9 protein-coding genes are annotated in these 18,211 nt (G+C 36.6%); all 9 read left to right on the plus strand.

Annotated features, from left to right (window positions below; all coding sequences use genetic code 11):
- Positions 1 to 16 precede the first annotated feature (16 nt).
- Positions 17 to 1,519 carry a family 43 glycosylhydrolase gene (locus FNW38_RS05200; RefSeq protein ID WP_144064645.1) on the plus strand — a complete coding sequence of 501 codons (1,503 nt, stop codon included), beginning with the start codon at positions 17 to 19 and terminating at the stop codon, positions 1,517 to 1,519.
- Between the two features lie 1,791 nt (positions 1,520 to 3,310).
- Positions 3,311 to 6,625 (plus strand): SusC/RagA family TonB-linked outer membrane protein, encoded by a 3,315-nt coding sequence (locus tag FNW38_RS05205; protein WP_185963084.1) that lies wholly within the window; start codon positions 3,311 to 3,313, stop codon positions 6,623 to 6,625.
- A 27-nt stretch (positions 6,626 to 6,652) separates the two neighbouring features.
- Positions 6,653 to 8,605: a RagB/SusD family nutrient uptake outer membrane protein gene (locus FNW38_RS05210; RefSeq protein ID WP_144064647.1), complete on the plus strand. Its 1,953-nt coding sequence runs from the start codon at positions 6,653 to 6,655 to the stop codon at positions 8,603 to 8,605.
- A gap of 199 nt (positions 8,606 to 8,804) precedes the next feature.
- Positions 8,805 to 10,727 carry a glycoside hydrolase family 97 protein gene (locus FNW38_RS05215; protein ID WP_235890154.1) on the plus strand — a complete coding sequence of 641 codons (1,923 nt, stop codon included), beginning with the start codon at positions 8,805 to 8,807 and terminating at the stop codon, positions 10,725 to 10,727.
- A 31-nt stretch (positions 10,728 to 10,758) separates the two neighbouring features.
- Positions 10,759 to 11,955 carry a DUF4861 family protein gene (locus FNW38_RS05220; RefSeq protein WP_144064648.1) on the plus strand — a complete coding sequence of 399 codons (1,197 nt, stop codon included), beginning with the start codon at positions 10,759 to 10,761 and terminating at the stop codon, positions 11,953 to 11,955.
- Positions 11,956 to 11,965: 10 nt separating this feature from the next.
- Entirely contained in the window at positions 11,966 to 13,630 is a 1,665-nt protein-coding gene (locus tag FNW38_RS05225) for a glycoside hydrolase family 43 protein (protein ID WP_144064649.1), read from the plus strand.
- 56 nt (positions 13,631 to 13,686) lie between these two features.
- The gene (locus FNW38_RS05230; RefSeq protein WP_218043825.1) at positions 13,687 to 14,943 is read left to right on the plus strand and encodes a glycoside hydrolase family 88 protein; all 1,257 of its coding nucleotides are present in this window, start codon (positions 13,687 to 13,689) and stop codon (positions 14,941 to 14,943) included.
- Between the two features lie 88 nt (positions 14,944 to 15,031).
- Positions 15,032 to 16,348, plus strand: coding sequence for a sugar porter family MFS transporter (locus tag FNW38_RS05235; protein WP_144064650.1), 1,317 nt, complete (start codon positions 15,032 to 15,034; stop codon positions 16,346 to 16,348).
- 58 nt (positions 16,349 to 16,406) lie between these two features.
- Positions 16,407 to 17,855, plus strand: a complete 1,449-nt coding sequence (locus FNW38_RS05240; protein WP_144064651.1) for a glycosyl hydrolase family 28 protein — start codon at positions 16,407 to 16,409, stop codon at positions 17,853 to 17,855.
- Positions 17,856 to 18,211: the final 356 nt, after the last annotated feature.

Consider the following 18,211-nt stretch of genomic DNA (forward strand, 5'->3'; position numbering starts at 1 on the left):
TAATAAAAGTACTGTCATGAATAATAATTTTTTAAAGATTTTTGGTCTATTATGGCTATTGCTTGTTGGGTATGAAGTTGAAGCACAGCAAAATCAGCCTTTACCACAACCGGTTATACCGGATTATGTTGCTGATCCCTCTGTTTCTTATTTTAATGGTATCTACTATTTATATGGAACGTCCGATATCGACCATGGTTTGCAGGAAATGGGTCCGCCAGTTGTGTGGATATCAAAAGACCTTGTCAACTGGAGTTATAAAGGAGTGCTTTTTAAAGGTTTTGATTGGAACAAACCTTACACTTTTGGTCCCGAAGGAAAAAAGAAAACGGGTTATTTCAGGTATTGGGCACCTGGTGTCGTAATTAAAAAAGATAAATTGTATCATTTGTATCCTACAATTCTAAAGCCGGATAATAAACTTGGTACGTACCATTTAACATCAAAAAGTCCGGAAGGCCCGTTCCAATTCAGCAATGGGAAAGGGATTTTCTTTAATGAGCCGGAAAAAGAAAAAGAAGAGACTAAGCCTGTTTTTGCAGATATAGATGGAGACCCTTTCGTTGATGACGATGGTCAAGCTTATATCTACTGGCGTCGTCGAAAGGCTGCCAAACTGAGTAAAGACTGGAAAACGATTGAAGGTTCGGAAGTATCTATTCCAACCAAAAGGAGTGGCTACTCAGAAGGTCCCTTATTATTTAAAAGAAACGGAATTTATTACTATTTGTACACTTTATCTGGTGGAGCTAATTATGTGTATGCCTATATGATGAGCAAAACAGGACCATTAGGGCCATTTGTTGCCCCTGAACAGGATATGGTGTTTAAATCGAATATTGAGAAAGGGGTTTGGGGACCAGGCCATGGTAATGTGCTACATATTCCCGGTACTGACGACTATTTGTTTTTCTATCTGGAATACGGTCAGGGAAGTACCACCCGTCAGGTTTTTGTTAACCGCTTGCAATTTAACGCCGATGGGACCATTAAGCCTGTACAGGTTACTACTACTGGTATTTCAGAAATGCCTAATTTGAACAAAAAGCCTCTTATTCGTCCTGTTAAAGTTACGGCTTCGAGTGTAAGGAGAGATACCATTATCAAAACAACTATCGACACGGTAATTGAGAAGTTAATCACTATCCCTCCAAAATTTGTTGAATCTGAATTAGCAAATGTTCAGCGTACAATGGATTTTAAACCAGAAAATGCGATTGACGCTTCAAACGGAACTTTCTGGATGTGCGATAATGCCGATAAAAAGCCTTGGTATCAAATTGATCTGGGAGCTGTAAAGCGGGTGAAGAGTCTGGAGCTCTTTTTCTTGAAATCTACTCTGGGGCATAGTTTTAAAATTGAGAAGTCGGATGATGGCAAGGAATGGAAAACAGTAAATATGCCTGTGTCACAGCTAATTCGCTCTCCCGAAGTTATTAATAAAATAGGAAAAACCCGTTTCCTTAAACTTACCATCTTGTCCGGTGCGCCTGGTTTGTGGGAGGTTAAGGTATATTGAGTTATATGACTGTCCGTTACTAATACCAATGTAATTAATTTTGTCATTTCGACGAAGGAGAAATCTCATTAGTTGCTCTCGTTATGTGATTTCTCCTTCGTCGAAATGACAAAACAGCTAAATTTATTCATAAGATGTAGCTTGGTACAAGTACCGGACAGTCATATTGAGTTAATAATCTACAGGGCTTATTCGATAAAATAAATTAGTTTTAATACTACTGATTTTTTAATATGAGTGGTCGGAAGAAATTCCGACCACTTTTTTGTTAGTTATCATAATTGTTGAAAGTATAGGCGGTTATCTTCATTGTAATTGTATAGGAGAATAAGGAGTGGATTTAGGTATATTTTGAGTGTTCTTAAATAAAACATATTATACCATTTAGGCTTTAAATTTACTGTGATAAATCAATTTAACTGTGCGTCAGTTCGAGGCTTAATTTTTTTACAAAAAAAGCAATATAAAATGACGTATTACGACTATCATCAGGCCATAAGCCTAAAAAACAAACACGAATTGCACTAATTTACACGAATCTATGTGGTTAATATGGTTCGTGTAATAATTTCACGAACGAATTCGTGACAATTAGTGAAATTCGTGTTCAAATTTAATCTTTACTATTTGTGTTTAGCGGTATTTTATACTCGTTTTAAAAAAACGTCATTGGTAGTGTTTTATTAAAAAATGCGATAGCTTTTTTTAATAAAATGTATCGAGAACCCTAACATTGTAAGCTTCTCGATACAATTTTAAATAGTAAAGCTGTCGCATTCCTATTTAAAATCACTACCATTGACGTTTTTGTTTAATGTATTGAAAATCAATAATTTAACAAAATTAACATGCAAGAATAATACGTCATTTTATATTGCTTTTTTTGTAAAAAAATTAAGCCTCGAAGAGACGGGATGTTTTTTTATTACAGTAAAATCAAAAGTAAAATGGTATTAGTTTATGTGAACGTATAATTTATGATGGTTTTAGTTGAAGTCTTTACGTTGCTCGTTGTTTAATTCTGATTTTATTCAATTAAGAAATGACTTTTTGATTCAATATATCTAAAAAAATATAGTGACGGCCGTGGTTTTGATTGCATGTTTTGTAAAATTAAGTTAATGTTTTTTGGTTTTTTATTAATATGTAAAATGTAATAATTTGTCAATATAAATACGGTATCGTAAAAAAAACTTACTTTTTTATGTGTTTACACTAAAAATGGGCGATAATTTATGTAGAATGAATTATAATTTATCTTCTGAAAAAGACATTTTAGGTAATTTTGATATGTTGATAAGTTAATAAATCGTTAGTCTAAGGTTAATGTATTATGAATTATCAATGAGTTTATGGGTATCAGTATTGATAATTACAAATAGGAGATTAAATACTTCAAGCGTTCTGGATTTTATTTTTTTAACGAGTTGGGATTGGAATCAAACTACAGACTTTGGTTGGTTTGAAGTTTTTACATAGCCCATTTGATATGAAGAAAATTTATGATGTATGTCAAGGTACTTTAGGAAATGACGATTATAGATTTTTACATGTATCAAAATTTAAGACGGATAGTATTCTAAAAATCCGACCCTGTTTTATTATTGGATTTTTATAAAAGAGGTTGTTTGTTGATAATCTCTTTAAATAGTGGATTTTTTTCTAAGACATAACGGTTCAGAACAGTTAGGTGAATTGGCAGTCTTATTATTGCAGAATAATAGTATAGGTACAGCTATACTATTTAAGTTAAATTAACATAATTAATTATTAACCAAAATGAATTGTTTTATGAACAAACCGAAAATCATTCAGTATAAACTGAAATTTTTATCAAAACCAACTTTGTTAGTGTTATTATTAGGATGCAGTGCTGTAGGCGATGTATATGCTGCCGATTCTAATAAGGCTATTAATCTAAGTTTGAGTGAGACTGGACTGTCAAGTGTTCAGCAGAGTATTACGATAACGGGGAAAGTAGTTTCTGCCGATGATAATATGGGGATTCCCGGAGTTAACGTTACCGTGAAAGGTGTAAAAGGTGGTGTAAGTACTGATTTTGACGGAAACTACTCCATAAATGTTTCTTCATCTCAAGCTATATTGGTTTTTACCTCTGTAGGTTTTAAAACCCAAGAGATTAAAGTGGGTTCTCAAACTTCAATCAATGTAAAGCTACAAGCTGATATAGCATCTTTAAATGAGGTGGTAGTGGTAGGATATGGAACTATTAAGAAAGCTACTCTTACCGGATCAGTTACTCAGGTGAAAGGGGATGAAGTTTTAAAAGGAAAGGCAACCAACAATATTGCAGCAGCATTACAAGGTGAAATTCCGGGATTGGTAATTACCAGAACTTCTTCAAGACCTGGTAATGAAGGAATTGACATTACGTTACGTGGCGGGATTTCTGTGAATGCAACTGCTCCAATGATTTTGATAGATGGTGTGGAGGCTTATGGGTTTGAACTTTCTCAAATTAATGCAGACGATGTGGATACTGTTTCAGTACTGAAAGATGGAGCTGCCGCTATTTATGGTACAAGAGCTGGGGGCGGGGTTATCTTAATTACTACTAAACGTGGTAAATCAGGGAAGACAAAAGTATCATATTCCGGTAGTACACATGTGAACATGTTGGGGAATCGATTTCCGGTTGCTAATGGTCAGACTTGGGGCAAAATGTTTGTTGATACGGTGACTAGTGATGCTTTTGCTTTGGGACCTAATAATCCTCAATACGATTGGTGGATATGGGGGGAAGGTGTTTATCGTGCCATGGCAGCAGGAGAAAGAACTGAAGGATTGGCATTTGGTTTATGGCGCGTGTTGGATCCAAATGTGAATCAATTTGATGCAGTTTATGGGGATACTTGGGGTAAGGATCATAATTTAAGTTTTAGTGGAGGTAATGAGAACTTAAAAGTATATACCTCGTTAGGGTATTCTGATGACCGTTCGTTGGTTGATGTAGTTTATGATGGACAAAAAAAATATAATTTCAGAACCAATATTGACTATAAAGTAAACGATTGGATTAAAACTGATTTTAATATGTCATACGATAAACGAACTGTAAGTACTCCAATTAATGGGATAGGACATGGTATTCAGGACTTCTATATTTTTCCGTTGTATAATACCTATGGTCAATTCTATGATACTTTCGGGAATAATAACTTATTGGCAAAATTAATTGAAGGTGGTCGTAAGAATAATACCGATAACGTTTTACGTCTGGGAGGTAAATTGACACTTGACTTGGGTAAAATAACAAAAGGGCTATCTGTTAGCGGTAGTGCTAATATGCGTCAACTTAATACTTTATTAATTGAACGTAATAATAAGATTACCATGTATGACTGGTCAGGTGAAACGACAAATCCAACAGGGCTTCCGGATTATACTTTGGGAACAGGATCTATTAAGAGTCAAACAACTGCTCTTAATACAAATGTAAAAAATACCAATATAGATGGATTTTACCAAGTTTATAATGCTATTGCGGCATATAACCGTGAATTTTCCGGTCACAATATTGGTTTGATAGCTGGTATGACATCAGAAAAATTTCACGAACAAAAATTTGTTGGGTTTCGTAAGAATTTGTCAAACAATTTGTTGGATGATATTAATTTAGGAGATGCAACAACAGCAGAAGCAACTGGAGGTAGTTTTGAGACTGGTTTGGTTTCTTATTTAGGTCGTTTAAACTACGACTATAAAGGAATCTTTTTATTGGAAGGTAATTTCCGTCGCGATGGGTCTTCTAAATTTACTCCTGAAAATCGTTGGGCTAATTTTGGAGGTGTTTCTGCCGGGGTGCGTTTGTCCGAACTTCCGTCACTTAAAAAATTGAACCTCTTTGATAACCTGAAAATTAGATCGTCTTATGGCGAAACCGGTTCTCAAACGGGTATTGGTAACTACGATTATATCTCTGGTGTTGGTACAGGAACAACTGTATTTGGTTACACAGGAGCATTGTACAATACTTCGTCGGTTTCTTCAATTACTTCTACTGAGCGTACATGGGAACGTGTCGCTTCAACCAACCTTGCAATTGATTTTGATGTACTGAACAATCGTTTGGGGGGTACATTTGAAATCTTTGAGAGAGAGAATAAAGGGATGTTGATTCCGGTGGTTTATCCGCAAGCTTTGGGTGGAATTGCTCCGAGAACCAACAGTGGTAATTTTATTGCAAAAGGCTGGGAGTTGACATTGAACTGGAAAGATAAGATCAATGATGATTTTAGTTATAGAATCGGAGCAACACTTACTGATTCAAGAACAGAAGTAACTTCGTATTCAGGAGCAAAGGCTATTAATCGTGGATTGAATAGTCCGGTTTATAACGGAAGTGGTGCGTTTCCGACTTATATCGAAGGAAAACCATTGAATGCACTTTATGTATATAAGACCGATGGCTATCTTCAAAACACAGCTGAAGTGGCTGCTTACTATACTGCGATTACCCAGACAACAGGAGGAGAACATCCTGTACAGGGTACATCGAATCAGTTGACTCCGGGATCTGTAAGGAAAGTTGATTTGAACAATGATGGTAGAATCACAACCGACGATTTGTATTATTATGGCGATGCGAATCCACACTACCTTTTTGGATTAAACCTTGGCCTAAACTATAAAAACTTCGATTTCAAGATGTTTATTCAGGGAGTAGGACAACAAAACAACCTTCGTGAAGGGTCGTTATCATCTCCTTGGTTTCAAAAGTTTACAAATCAGAATGCTACTTTTTATGGACAAACATGGACACCTGAAAATCCCAATGCACGTTACCCGGTGATGTCACAAAATGGAGCCCGTAACAACTGGAATTACAAATGGGCTAACGATATTAGCATAAACAATAATTGGTATGCCCGTGCCAAAAGTGTTGCTTTAGGTTACACTTTACCAAAAACATTGCTTAATCGCATGTTGATTGATAATCTTCGCGTCTATGTATCTGGAGACAACCTGTTTGAAATTTCAAATGTTAAGGATGGTTTTGATCCTGAAAGCAAATCGGCCACCGGACAAGGTAACGTAGATGTATATTCACGTACGATTTCATTCGGTATCGATTTATCATTATAATTTAAAACTTTTACAAATTTGTATATTATGAAAACAAATAAAATCATATTATTCTTACTGGTAAGCAGTATGCTTACTACAAGTTGTGAGCAAGATTTTTTAGAACAGGCACCGCTTGATTCAAATTCAGAGGTTTCTTATTTTAAGAATCTGACAGAATTTCAGGCTGCAGCCAATGGTTTGCACACGAATGTTTATGCATGGGGTGGTAGCGGTGAAAAGCCTGTAACTGCTAATGCTACTTATGGTATTAATCATGATTGGGGATCTGACATAGTCTCTGCAGGAGGAGATGAAGGAAGCGGTCTTAATGTTATCTCCACTGGTGACCTATTTTGGGAAACTACTTATAAATGGTTGCGTGCGGCAAATAAGGTGATAGTAGCTGGTGAAGCGTATAGCAATCAAGAAGAGATTGCAGGTCCAATTGGACAGGCCTACTTCTTTCGTGCCTGGAATCACTTCTTTTTATTAAAACGTTATGGAGGAGTGCCAATTGCGAATTCTGTGCCTGATATAAATTCCGATCTTGTAAATGGATCTCGTGCCTCCCGTTACGAAGTGGTGAAACAGATTCTGGATGACTTGGACGTGGCTATTGCCAAACTGGCCAAGACCACCGTGACTTCAACCGGTAACGATGGGCATGTTACACTGGAAGCAGCGAAGGCTTTGAAAGCCCGTGTATGCTTATTTGAAGGAACTTGGGATAAATATGTTGGTACTAAGACTGATGGTGATGGCACCGGTTCAGGTACCGGAAGTAAAATGCCTTCAGGCTATCCTACCGTAACGGAATTCCTTACCATGGCCAAAAATCTTTCAAAAGAAATTATTGACGGTGGAAAGTTTGAACTATGGAAAGGGGTAGAAAATGTTAGTAATATTGCCTCGGTTAAAAATCCGCAATTGTATAAAAATAGTAGTTATTATTATCTTTTTAATTTGGAAGGCGCTACTTCGAATCCTGCTGGTTTGACCAAAGCATCCAATAAAGAGTCTATTTATAGAGCGGTGTATGATGCAGTAACACGAAAAAGTGCTACAAATCTTACACATACTTGGCCTGCGGGGATGACCCGTAAGTTGTCTGATATGTATCTTTGTACTGATGGACTGCCAGTACACCTTTCTCCGTTATTTAAAGGCTACACCACAATGAATGCAGAACTGCAGAACCGTGATTACCGCTTTACTTCGTGTGTGACTCCAGTTTTAGAGTATGCTTGGGGAAATGGGATGTATAAGACTGGAGCCCAATATGCCGTAGATATTTATACTTTATCTAAGATTTCTTATCAAAATATCCCTAGTCTTCGTAATGGAGAGGGGGCTGTAGGGGGGCGTAAATTCCGCAGTGAATTGGCTTCAAATAGTGCCGCTGGTGATGAGGCTATGGATTATATGTTTATCCGTTTTGCCGAGGTCTATCTGATTTATGCAGAAGCGACCTGTGAATTGGGTGGAGGCCTGATCTCTGATGGTGATTTGGACTATTCAATAAATAAAGTTCGTGCCCGTGGCGGTGTAGCTCCCCTGAATGCGGCATTGCTTGCAAAAGCAAGTAGTTTAGGTGGTCAACTGACATTCCTTGGTGAAATTCGTCGTGAACGTGCTTTAGAGCTTTACAGCGAAGGACAACGTATAAATGATCTTTGCCGTTGGGGAATTGCCGAGGCAGAATTGGGAGGACAACCACGTTGTGGGGGGTATTTGTCTTATAATGGTACCGATTCATTCCTGAAAACAATGATTAATCCTATTGATAACAAACCAGTATATATTGCATCATCGTATGGGGGAAAAATTAATACTTCGGACTTCTCATTTACTTATTCTGGTCTGACTCCAACAAAAGCGGGAGCCATCATTATAGAACAGACAGCTAATCGTAAATTTGCTTTAAAGCATTATTTAAAACCGATTCCTTCTGGTCAGATTCAATTGAATGCGAGTTTAAAACAAAACCCAGGCTGGTAATTTAGCTTAGTTTTTTAATATTAATAATAATAGTAGCCTACAGTCAATATGATGGCTGTAGGTTTCTTTTTATACTTTGTTAAAAAAACGGACAAATGAGTTGTCGGATTTAAATTAAAATTTGGATATAACAGTATAATTAGTATATCAGATGATATTCTTAAGCTACTTTTTTGTAATAATAAAAAATTAATGCAAGATGCCTAAAATCATAAAATCAGCACTAAAATTACTTTCGTTTATTTTTTATTTTCTGGTGATGGGGGGGTATGCCCAATCGGTTCAATTAAAAACAGTAATAGAGAAACAACTATTTTCTCCTGATAAAAAGTATGCATTTGTTTTACAGCAAAAGCAGGATGTCTCAGGAAAAAATAGTCTTAGCTATAACTTAAATTTCAAGAATAAACCGGTACTACTCGATTCAGGACTTGACATTAAATTAGACAATAGAGCTTCAGAATGGGCGTTGGCCATTAAAAATGTGCCAACAGGTGATTGGATGGATGGCTTAGTTTTAAAAGAAACTAAAAACAAGAGTGTTGATACTTCTTGGGTTCCGCCTTATGGGGAACGAAAAATTATCAAAGAGAAATACAATGAGATTATTTTGACATTTGAGCAAAAAGTTTCTTCTAATTATAAGATGGATCTTCAAATCAGATTGTATGATGAAGGTCTGGCGATGCGTTATTATTTCCATGATAATCCAACAGGGATTTATTATAAGATAACCGAAGAAAACACCGAGTTTACTTTTCCGGAGAATACGATGGCTTGGTATGAACCTTGGGCGCAAGCACCATTTACTTTAAAACCGTTAAAAGACTGGACTTCCCAAACGGTTCGTCCATTGACTTTGCAACTGGAAAATGGTTTGTATGCCTGTTTGGCTGAAGCCAATATGGTGGATTATGTGAAATTGAATTTTGAATTATCGAAAACCAAAAAGAATACCATTAAAACCGCACTCTATGAATCGGTTGACAAAGTGCCTTATTTCGCTACGCCTTGGCGCGTGGTGATGGCTGCGGAAACTCCCGGGAAACTAATTGAAAATAACGATTTATTGCTCAATTTGAATGAACCGAATAGAATAGGAGATGTCTCTTGGGTGAAACCTGGAAAAATTGTCCGTGACCTGACACTTACCGAGAAAGGGGCTAAAGCTTGGATTGATTTTGCAGCACAACATAACCTGCAATATGTTTTGTTTGATTGGAAATGGTATGGACCGGCATTTACATTTGACTCTGATGCGGGTAAAGTGGCTATCGATTTAGATTTACCGGAAGTCATCCGTTATGGAAAAGAGAAAGGAATTGGAATTTGGTTATACGTGAACCAACAAGCCTTATTGAAGCAAGATGCCGAGATTTTTCCAATTTATAAAAAATGGGGAATTGCCGGAGTTAAATACGGTTTTGTTGAAGTAGGTTCCCACCGATGGACGACCTGGTTGCACGAGTCGATTCAACGTGCTGCGGATAATAAATTGATGGTGAACATACATGATGAGTTTAGACTGACCGGGGAACAAAGAACTTGGCCTAATGTTTTGACCGTTGAAGGAATACGCGGAAATGAAGAAATGCCTGATGCAACGCACAATACGACTTTGCCTTTTACCAGAGGGATTGCCGGTGCAGGCGATTATACCGTTTGTTATTACACCAACAGAATTAAAACCACCCACGCGCATCAATTGGCATTGTCAGTGGTAATGTACAGCCCATTGCAAACTTTATTTTGGTACGACAATGCTTCCAATTATGGCGGAGAACCTGAAATAGAATTTTTTGATAAAGTGCCAACAGTTTGGGATGATACCAAAGTTTTAAATGGAAAAATAGGGAAATATATCACAACCGCAAGAAAATCTGGGAAGGATTGGTTTGTGGGAAGTATTACCAATAATGAGGCGAGAACTCTGGAATTGGATTTTAATTTTTTGGATGCCAATAAGAAATATAATGCCAGAATTTATTCTGATGATGAAAAAATGGCTACCAAAACAAAAGTTGCCTTAAAAGATGTTTTGATTAAAAAAGGTTCTAAAATAAAATTAGATCTAAAAGCGTCTGGTGGAGTAGCGATTTGGATTACAGAAGTTAAGAAATAACAGTTTTTGAATAATAGAAATTAAATAGAAAATGAGATTTAGTTTAACCAAAATAGCGAGTTTTTTAGGAATCCTAATTTTGTTTTCCAGTTTTGACAGCGAAAATAAATTAACCAAAAAGATAGTGGTGGAAAACAAACTTCATTTTGATCGAAATGAAGTAGTAAGCATTCAGTTAAATACCTATAAATGTCTTTCTAAAATTAAAGATTTTAGTGCGGTATTGGTGAAAGATGCAACCGGGAAACTATTGGTTACACAATTAATTGATACAAACCTTGATGGAACTCCAGATGAGTTATTGTTTCAAGCTAGCGTTCCCGCAATGTCTAAGGTTGTTTATACTTTGTTTACAGATAAGGAATCCAATCACAAAGGCCCCGTAAGTGTTACTACTACATATGCTCGTTTTGTTCCGGAAAGAATCGATGATTTTGCTTGGGAAAATGACAGAGTAGCTTTTCGAACCTATGGCCCGGAAGCGCAACGATTAACCGAAGCTGGAAGAACTGATGGGACATTATCAAGTGGTATCGATCTTTGGTTGAAAAAAGTAAATTATTCCATCATTGATTCCTGGTATGCCAAAAATGTTGTAGCGCCAGGTTACTATCATATCGATCACGGCGAAGGATACGACCCGTATCATGTTGGAAGGAGTAGAGGCAGTGGTGGAACAGGAATTTGGGAAAAGGATAGTTTATACATTTCTAAAAACTATACTAAATACCGAATAATTGCAACAGGCCCTTTGCGTACCATTTTTGAATTGGATTATGCTCCTTGGAGTAAATATGGCGTTAAAGAAACCAAACGAATTTCTCTTGACTTGGGTTCTAATTTTTCAAAATTTGAAAATAAAATCAGTTCAACAAGTAAAATACCAAACTATACCTTAGGAATTACACTGCACAAAGAAAAAGGAGTGGTGGCTATTAATGCCCAAAAGGGAGTTTTTCGTCATTGGGAACCCATCGACGATTCTTTCGTGGGAGAAGGAATTGTGATTGATCCGAGTGTGGTCAAAACAGCGATGAATCATCATTCTAAAGCTGTTGACCAAAGCCAGATTTTGGTGGTAACAGCACCTAAAAAGAATACATTGACTTATTACGTTGGTTTTGCCTGGACAGGAAGCGGTCAAGTACAATCTGTCCAAGATTGGGATGCGATGTTGGAAAAACAATCACAAGCAATTCAGAATCCATTATCGGTTACAATTAAATAATAAGCTAATAATGAGGAATAAAAGTCTTTTTCTGGGTATAAGTATTTTGATTATAAATGGATGTAGTTCTATTGATAAAAAAAATAGTGCCCCTGTTCATCAAGAAAACAAAACGGAACACTATGTTTCTGAGGTTTGGAAATCCGACCAAGGCGATGGAACTTTTATCAATCCTATTCTGCATGCCGATTACTCTGATCCTGATGTAATTCGGGTTGGGGATGATTATTATATGACCGCCAGTAGTTTTAATTGTGCTCCTGGATTGCCTATTTTACATTCCAACGATTTGGTGAATTGGACCATCATTAATTATGCGATTAATAAACTGGTACCGGAAAAAGTGTTTGATGTCCCTCAACATAGCAAAGGGGTATGGGCACCTGTTATTAGGTATCATAATAATGAATTTTATATCTATTGGGGAGATCCTGATTTTGGGGTGTATATGGTGAAAACGAAAAATCCTGCCGGTGTTTGGGAAGCTCCTGTTCTGGTTTTAGAAGGGAAAGGGATTATCGATCCTTGTCCGCTATGGGATGGTGAAAACACCTATTTGATACATGGTTGGGCGGGAAGCCGCGCTGGTATTAATAGTATGCTAACTATTAATAAAATGAATCAAGAGGGAACAAAAGTGATTGATGAAGGGAAACATGTTTTTGACGGGCATGATAAACATCATACTGTTGAAGGACCAAAATTGTATAAAAAAGAGGGCTACTACTATATTTTCGCACCAGCTGGTGGTGTGGCTACGGGATGGCAGTTGGTTTTAAGATCCAAGAATATTTATGGTCCTTATGAAGAAAAAATTGTATTAGAACAAGGCAGTACAGCAATAAATGGCCCACATCAGGGGGCTTGGGTAACCACTCCAAATGGAGATTCCTGGTTTTTACACTTTCAAGATAAAGGAGTGTATGGAAGAGTGTTGCACCTGCAGCCATTAAATTGGGTAAATGATTGGCCATTGATGGGGAAAGATCTCGATGGGAATGGTATTGGGGAACCAATTTTTAGTTTAAAAAAAACAATTGTGGATAAACAATATCCCATTCAAACGCCACAGGAAAGCGATGATTTTAATGACGGAAAAATGGGTATTCAATGGCAATGGTATGGTAATCCTTCCGTCAAATGGAGTGCTCAAATTCCGGGAACAGATTATTTAAGGCTTTTTTGTATGAGTAAAAAAGAGTTGCCCAACTTATGGGATGCTCCTAATTTATTATTACAAAAATTACCCGCAGAAAATTTTACCACAACCACTAAAGTAAAGTTGAATATCGAATGGGAAACCACCGGGAAAACCGCAGGATTATTGATGATGGGACAGTCCTATGCTTATGCCGGAATCAGTTTTGAAGAGGGAAGTTTTTGGGTAAAACAAGTGGTCTGTAATGACGCTACAAACAGTTCAAAAGAAAAAGTTGTCGAAAAGAAAAAGCTTCCAAAAAATGAGGTCTTTTTAAGAATGGAGGTAAAGTCTCCGGATGCTACTTGTTACTTCAGTTACAGTGAAGATGGAAACAAATTTCAAATAATAGGAGAACCTTTCAAAGCGCAAAAAGATTTGTGGATCAGTGCCAAAATGGGAATTTTTTCCGTGAGTGAAGCAACTGCAAGAATGGGAAGTTATGCCGATTTTGATTGGTTTAAAGTATCTAAATAAATAAAAAATAGTAAGTAGAAAAAAGAGTCAAATTAAAAAAATAATAAATAAAGAAAATGAAAAAAACAATTTTTTTTGCACTGACAATTGCATTGATAATTACGCTGACAATTGTAATGATAAGTTCTCAAAAAGAGAAAAAGTCTTTTAACATAGATCAAAATTTAGAGTATTGTGTAGCACAAGCTAATAAAACTTTATCGGTTTTACCAGATAGTTTAGGAATTCCAAGAAATGTAGCTCCTGGATCAAAAGACTGGAATCTTGTAGGTTATAAAGACTGGACAAGTGGATTTTGGCCAGGAATATTGTGGTATTTATACGAATATACCGGAGATGAAGTGTGGAAAGAAAAAGCAGATAAGTACACCCGTTTCTTAACTCCATTATCGGTACGTTCAGCGACTGATCACGATTTAGGCTTTCAAGTATATTGTAGTTTTGGGAATGGCTATAGATTGACTAAAAATCAGGAGTTTAAGGATGTTATACTTAAAACATCAGATACTTTGGCAACATTATATAATCCTAAAGTGGGAACTATTTTGTCATGGCCAGAAATGGTTAAGAAGATGAATTGGCCGCACAACACCATCATAGACAATATGATAAATTTAGAGATGTTATTTGAAGCTTCTAAAAATGGAGGTAATAAATCGCTGTATGATATGGCAGTTAAACATGCTGAAACTACCATGAAAAATCAATTTAGAAAAGATTATTCGGTTTATCATGTAGTTGTTTACGACACCGTTACAGGTAAAAAAATAAAAGGAATGACGCATCAGGGATATGCTGATAACAGTATGTGGGCCAGAGGTCAGGGTTGGGCCATTTACGGTTACACGATGGTGTATAGAGAAACCAAAGATCCTAAATTCCTGGATTTTGCACATAAGGTAACCAAAGTATATTTAGACCGTTTGCCTAAAGATCTGATTCCGTATTGGGATTTTGATGTGCCTAATGTTACTAAAGAACCTAGAGATGCCTCGGCAGCAGCCTTGGTAGCTTCGGGATTGATAGAATTATCGACCTATACCAAAGATAAAGCATTGGCCAAAACCTATTTGGATAAGGCAGAAGCCATGTTAGCCGAATTATCCAGTAAAAGGTACCAAAGCGGTAATGCCAATCCTGCGTTTTTATTGCATTCAACCGGACATTATCCGAACAAAAGCGAAATAGATTATTCAATTATATATGCTGATTATTATTATGTGGAAGCCTTGTTGCGTTTGAAAAAATTGAAATCAGGTAAGGATATTTTTGCTCCGTTTCAAAGGAATAAAGCTATTGCCACCAAAAAATAATAATTACAAATCCATCCTGATTTAGGTGGATAAACAACTAATCTATAAACAGGATTTTTTACTATCAAAACAATAAAAACAAACAATTATGAATAAAATACTTTTATGGTCTATTACGGCAGCCCTGGCCGGTTTCTTATTTGGTTTTGACACCGTTGTCATTTCGGGTGCCGATAAAAAATTACAGGAATTATGGCATACTTCCGATGTTTTTCACGGTTCTGTAGTCATGGCAATGGCATTATGGGGCACTGTGATTGGAGCTATTTTTGGCGGAATTCCGACCAATGCATTAGGAAGAAAAAAAACATTAATCTGGATTGGTGTTTTATTCTTAGTTTCAGCGATTGGTTCGGCTTTAGCCAATGATCCGTATACATTTGCTTTTTTTCGTTTTTTAGGCGGATTGGGAATTGGAGCTTCTACCATAGCGGCACCGGCTTATGTTTCCGAGATTGCTCCGGCGAAAGACAGGGGACGTTTGGTTTCCTTGTACCAGTTTAATATTGTACTGGGAATTTTAATGGCATTCTTATCTAATTATTTATTGAGAGACGCAGGAGAAAATGCATGGCGTTGGATGATAGGAGTGATGGCATTTCCATCTTTCTTTTATATGATAATCGTTTTTACGATACCGGAGAGTCCGAGATGGTTGTTGTCTAAATCCAGAAATGAGGAAGCGAAGAAAGTATTACAACAAATTAATCCTGACGCTAAAATTGAAGAATTGATAGCCGAGCTTCATATTGGCGAAGATCATGTAAAAGGCGAAACCATCTTTTTGAAGAAGTACAGATTCCCTTTGATATTGGCCTTTTTGATTGCGCTTTTCAACCAGTTATCCGGTATTAATGCGTTCTTGTATTATGCGCCAAGGATTTTTGCTGAAGCGGGATTAGAAGAAAGTGCTGCCTTGATGAGCAGTATCGGAATTGGTTTGACTAACTTAGTGTTTACCCTTTTTGGAGTCTTTTTGATTGATGTATTAGGACGTAAGGTACTGATGTATATTGGTTCTATAGGGTACATCATTTCTCTTGGTTTAGTTTCGCTAGCCTTTTTCCTAAAATGGGAAGGAATGGCAGTGCCTATTTTCTTATTCATGTTTATCGCGTCACATGCTATCGGACAGGGGGCAGTGATTTGGGTATTTATTTCTGAAATTTTCCCCAATCACCTGCGTGCCAGCGGACAGGCATTCGGCTCCTCCACACACTGGGTGTTGGCAGCGATTATACCATCGATGGTTCCATTTTTATTCTCCACCATCGGAGCAGGAACGGTGTTTTTAATCTTTGCGGTAATGATGGTATTCCAATTGTTATTTGTCATGTTTATGATGCCGGAAACCAAAGGAAAAACCTTAGAAGAATTACAGGAAACGGTTTTTAAGCAGAAATAGAAAACCAATCTAATCTTAATTAATTTAATACTATATTTATATAATTTGCGAAAGTATTATGAAGCACATAAAAAAAATATTTTATCTTGGTGTATTGCTGTTTTTAGGAAATATGCTGTATGCGGAAGTTGGAGTACAAAATAAACTAATTACCTATACTGCTCCGAAAGAGGCATTGCAAAATACGGATTTCTCGGTTAAGGTTCGTGTCCCGGGTGGTACATGGCAGGAATTGCCTGAACATTTGATTAAGGTTGACGAAGTAAAAGACAGCGGTCATGATGTGCAGTATGCGTCAATGAGTTATTTTGATTTTTCGGGAGAAGTCGAAGTTTCAGTTACTTACAGCCACGGGCTTATTAATACATCTAGAGTACGACCGTTATCTTATGGAATCCAACATAATGTAAACGGTAATACCCTGACCTTTAAGCTGAGTCAGCCATCCAATTTATCAATAGAGGTTAATGGAGATATTATGCACAATCTGCATCTTTTTGCTAATCCTATAAGTACTTATGTGCCGAATAAGAAGGATAAAAAACTTATTTATTTCGGTCCGGGTATTCATAATATACCAGACGGTAAACTGATGGTGCCTTCCGGCTCAACAGTATATGTAGACGGCGGTGCTATTATTATGGGGAAGATCAGGATTGAAAATGCCCAAAATGTAAAAGTACTGGGAAGCGGTATGGTCGATCAGTCAATTAAAGGCGGCATTTCTATATCCAATTCTAAAAATATTGAAATCGAAGGACTATTTAGTACCCAGTGTTTCACCGGGGGATCGGACGGTGTTATTATTCGCAATGTAAAGGTAATCAGTTTTTTTGGGTGGGGTGACGGAATGAATGTCATATCCAGTACTAATGTCCTTATTGATCGCTCGTTTAATAGAAATTCCGATGACTGTACTACTGTATATGGAACAAGAGGCGGCTATAAAGGGGGCTGTGCTAATATTACCATGCAAAATTCCACACTCTGGGCAGATGTAGGACATCCTATTTTGGTAGGAACACACGGCAGTACGCCTAATCCGGAAATTCTTGAAAATCTTACCTATAAAAACATAGATATATTGGATCACAAAGAACGCCAGCTTGATTACCAGGGTTGTCTGAGCCTTAATGCAGGGGACAGCAACCTGATTAGAAATGTAAAATTTGAGAATATCAGAATTGAAGATTTCAGACAGGGACAGCTTGTAAATATCCGAGTGTTTTTTAATAGCAAATATTGTACGTCACCGGGCAGGGGTGTTGAAAATATTCTTTTTAAAGATATTACTTATAATGGTGTGAATGCAGGAACATCTATAATTGCGGGCTATGACAGCAATAGAAAAGTGAAAGATGTGGTTTTTGAGAACCTAACCATTAATGGTGTTTTAATCTACGATGATATGCCAAATAAACCTAAATGGTTTAAGACATCCGATATGGCGAATTTCTTTGTAGGGGAACATGTTGAGGGAATTATTTTTTCAAAAACAAAATTGTAATATTTTAAAGATACTATCCTAAAAAGTGTGTAAGTTTAAAAATAATAGGGTTGACTTTTTAATTAAAGTTGAACCCTTTTTTTAATATAGTTTGTATTGGTATTGACCATCTTTTGGTTGATTCCCTGATAGGCAAACATGTAGATTTTATTATAGTATCATCAGTTGGGAAAGACAACTTATTTTTGGTGTATGTCCTAATCTTTCCATTGAAGTTTTTTATTAAAATTGTTGTGCAGATTATTTTCTGATTTTCGCTGGAAAGTGAAAGAATACATTGAGTTCTTCTTAAATTTATTTAAAGGATTTTATCATTTCCTTTATTGTCTGAATCACCCAATGTGGCTTGATCATCT

It is taken from the genome of Flavobacterium gawalongense (assembly GCF_007097265.1).
GTDB classification, from domain to species: domain Bacteria; phylum Bacteroidota; class Bacteroidia; order Flavobacteriales; family Flavobacteriaceae; genus Flavobacterium; species Flavobacterium gawalongense.

Excerpts from the sequence above, each read along its gene's own strand:
- FNW38_RS05240 (WP_144064651.1), top strand. The coding sequence starts at position 16,407 with ATGAAGCACATAAAAAAAATATTTTATCTTGGTGTATTGCTGTTTTTA.
- FNW38_RS05215 (WP_235890154.1), top strand. The coding sequence starts at position 8,805 with ATGCCTAAAATCATAAAATCAGCACTAAAATTACTTTCGTTTATTTTT.
- FNW38_RS05225 (WP_144064649.1), top strand. The coding sequence starts at position 11,966 with ATGAGGAATAAAAGTCTTTTTCTGGGTATAAGTATTTTGATTATAAAT.
- FNW38_RS05210 (WP_144064647.1), top strand. The coding sequence starts at position 6,653 with ATGAAAACAAATAAAATCATATTATTCTTACTGGTAAGCAGTATGCTT.
- FNW38_RS05205 (WP_185963084.1), top strand. The coding sequence starts at position 3,311 with ATGAACAAACCGAAAATCATTCAGTATAAACTGAAATTTTTATCAAAA.
- FNW38_RS05220 (WP_144064648.1), top strand. The coding sequence starts at position 10,759 with ATGAGATTTAGTTTAACCAAAATAGCGAGTTTTTTAGGAATCCTAATT.
- FNW38_RS05235 (WP_144064650.1), top strand. The coding sequence starts at position 15,032 with ATGAATAAAATACTTTTATGGTCTATTACGGCAGCCCTGGCCGGTTTC.
- FNW38_RS05200 (WP_144064645.1), top strand. The coding sequence starts at position 17 with ATGAATAATAATTTTTTAAAGATTTTTGGTCTATTATGGCTATTGCTT.
- FNW38_RS05230 (WP_218043825.1), top strand. The coding sequence starts at position 13,687 with ATGAAAAAAACAATTTTTTTTGCACTGACAATTGCATTGATAATTACG.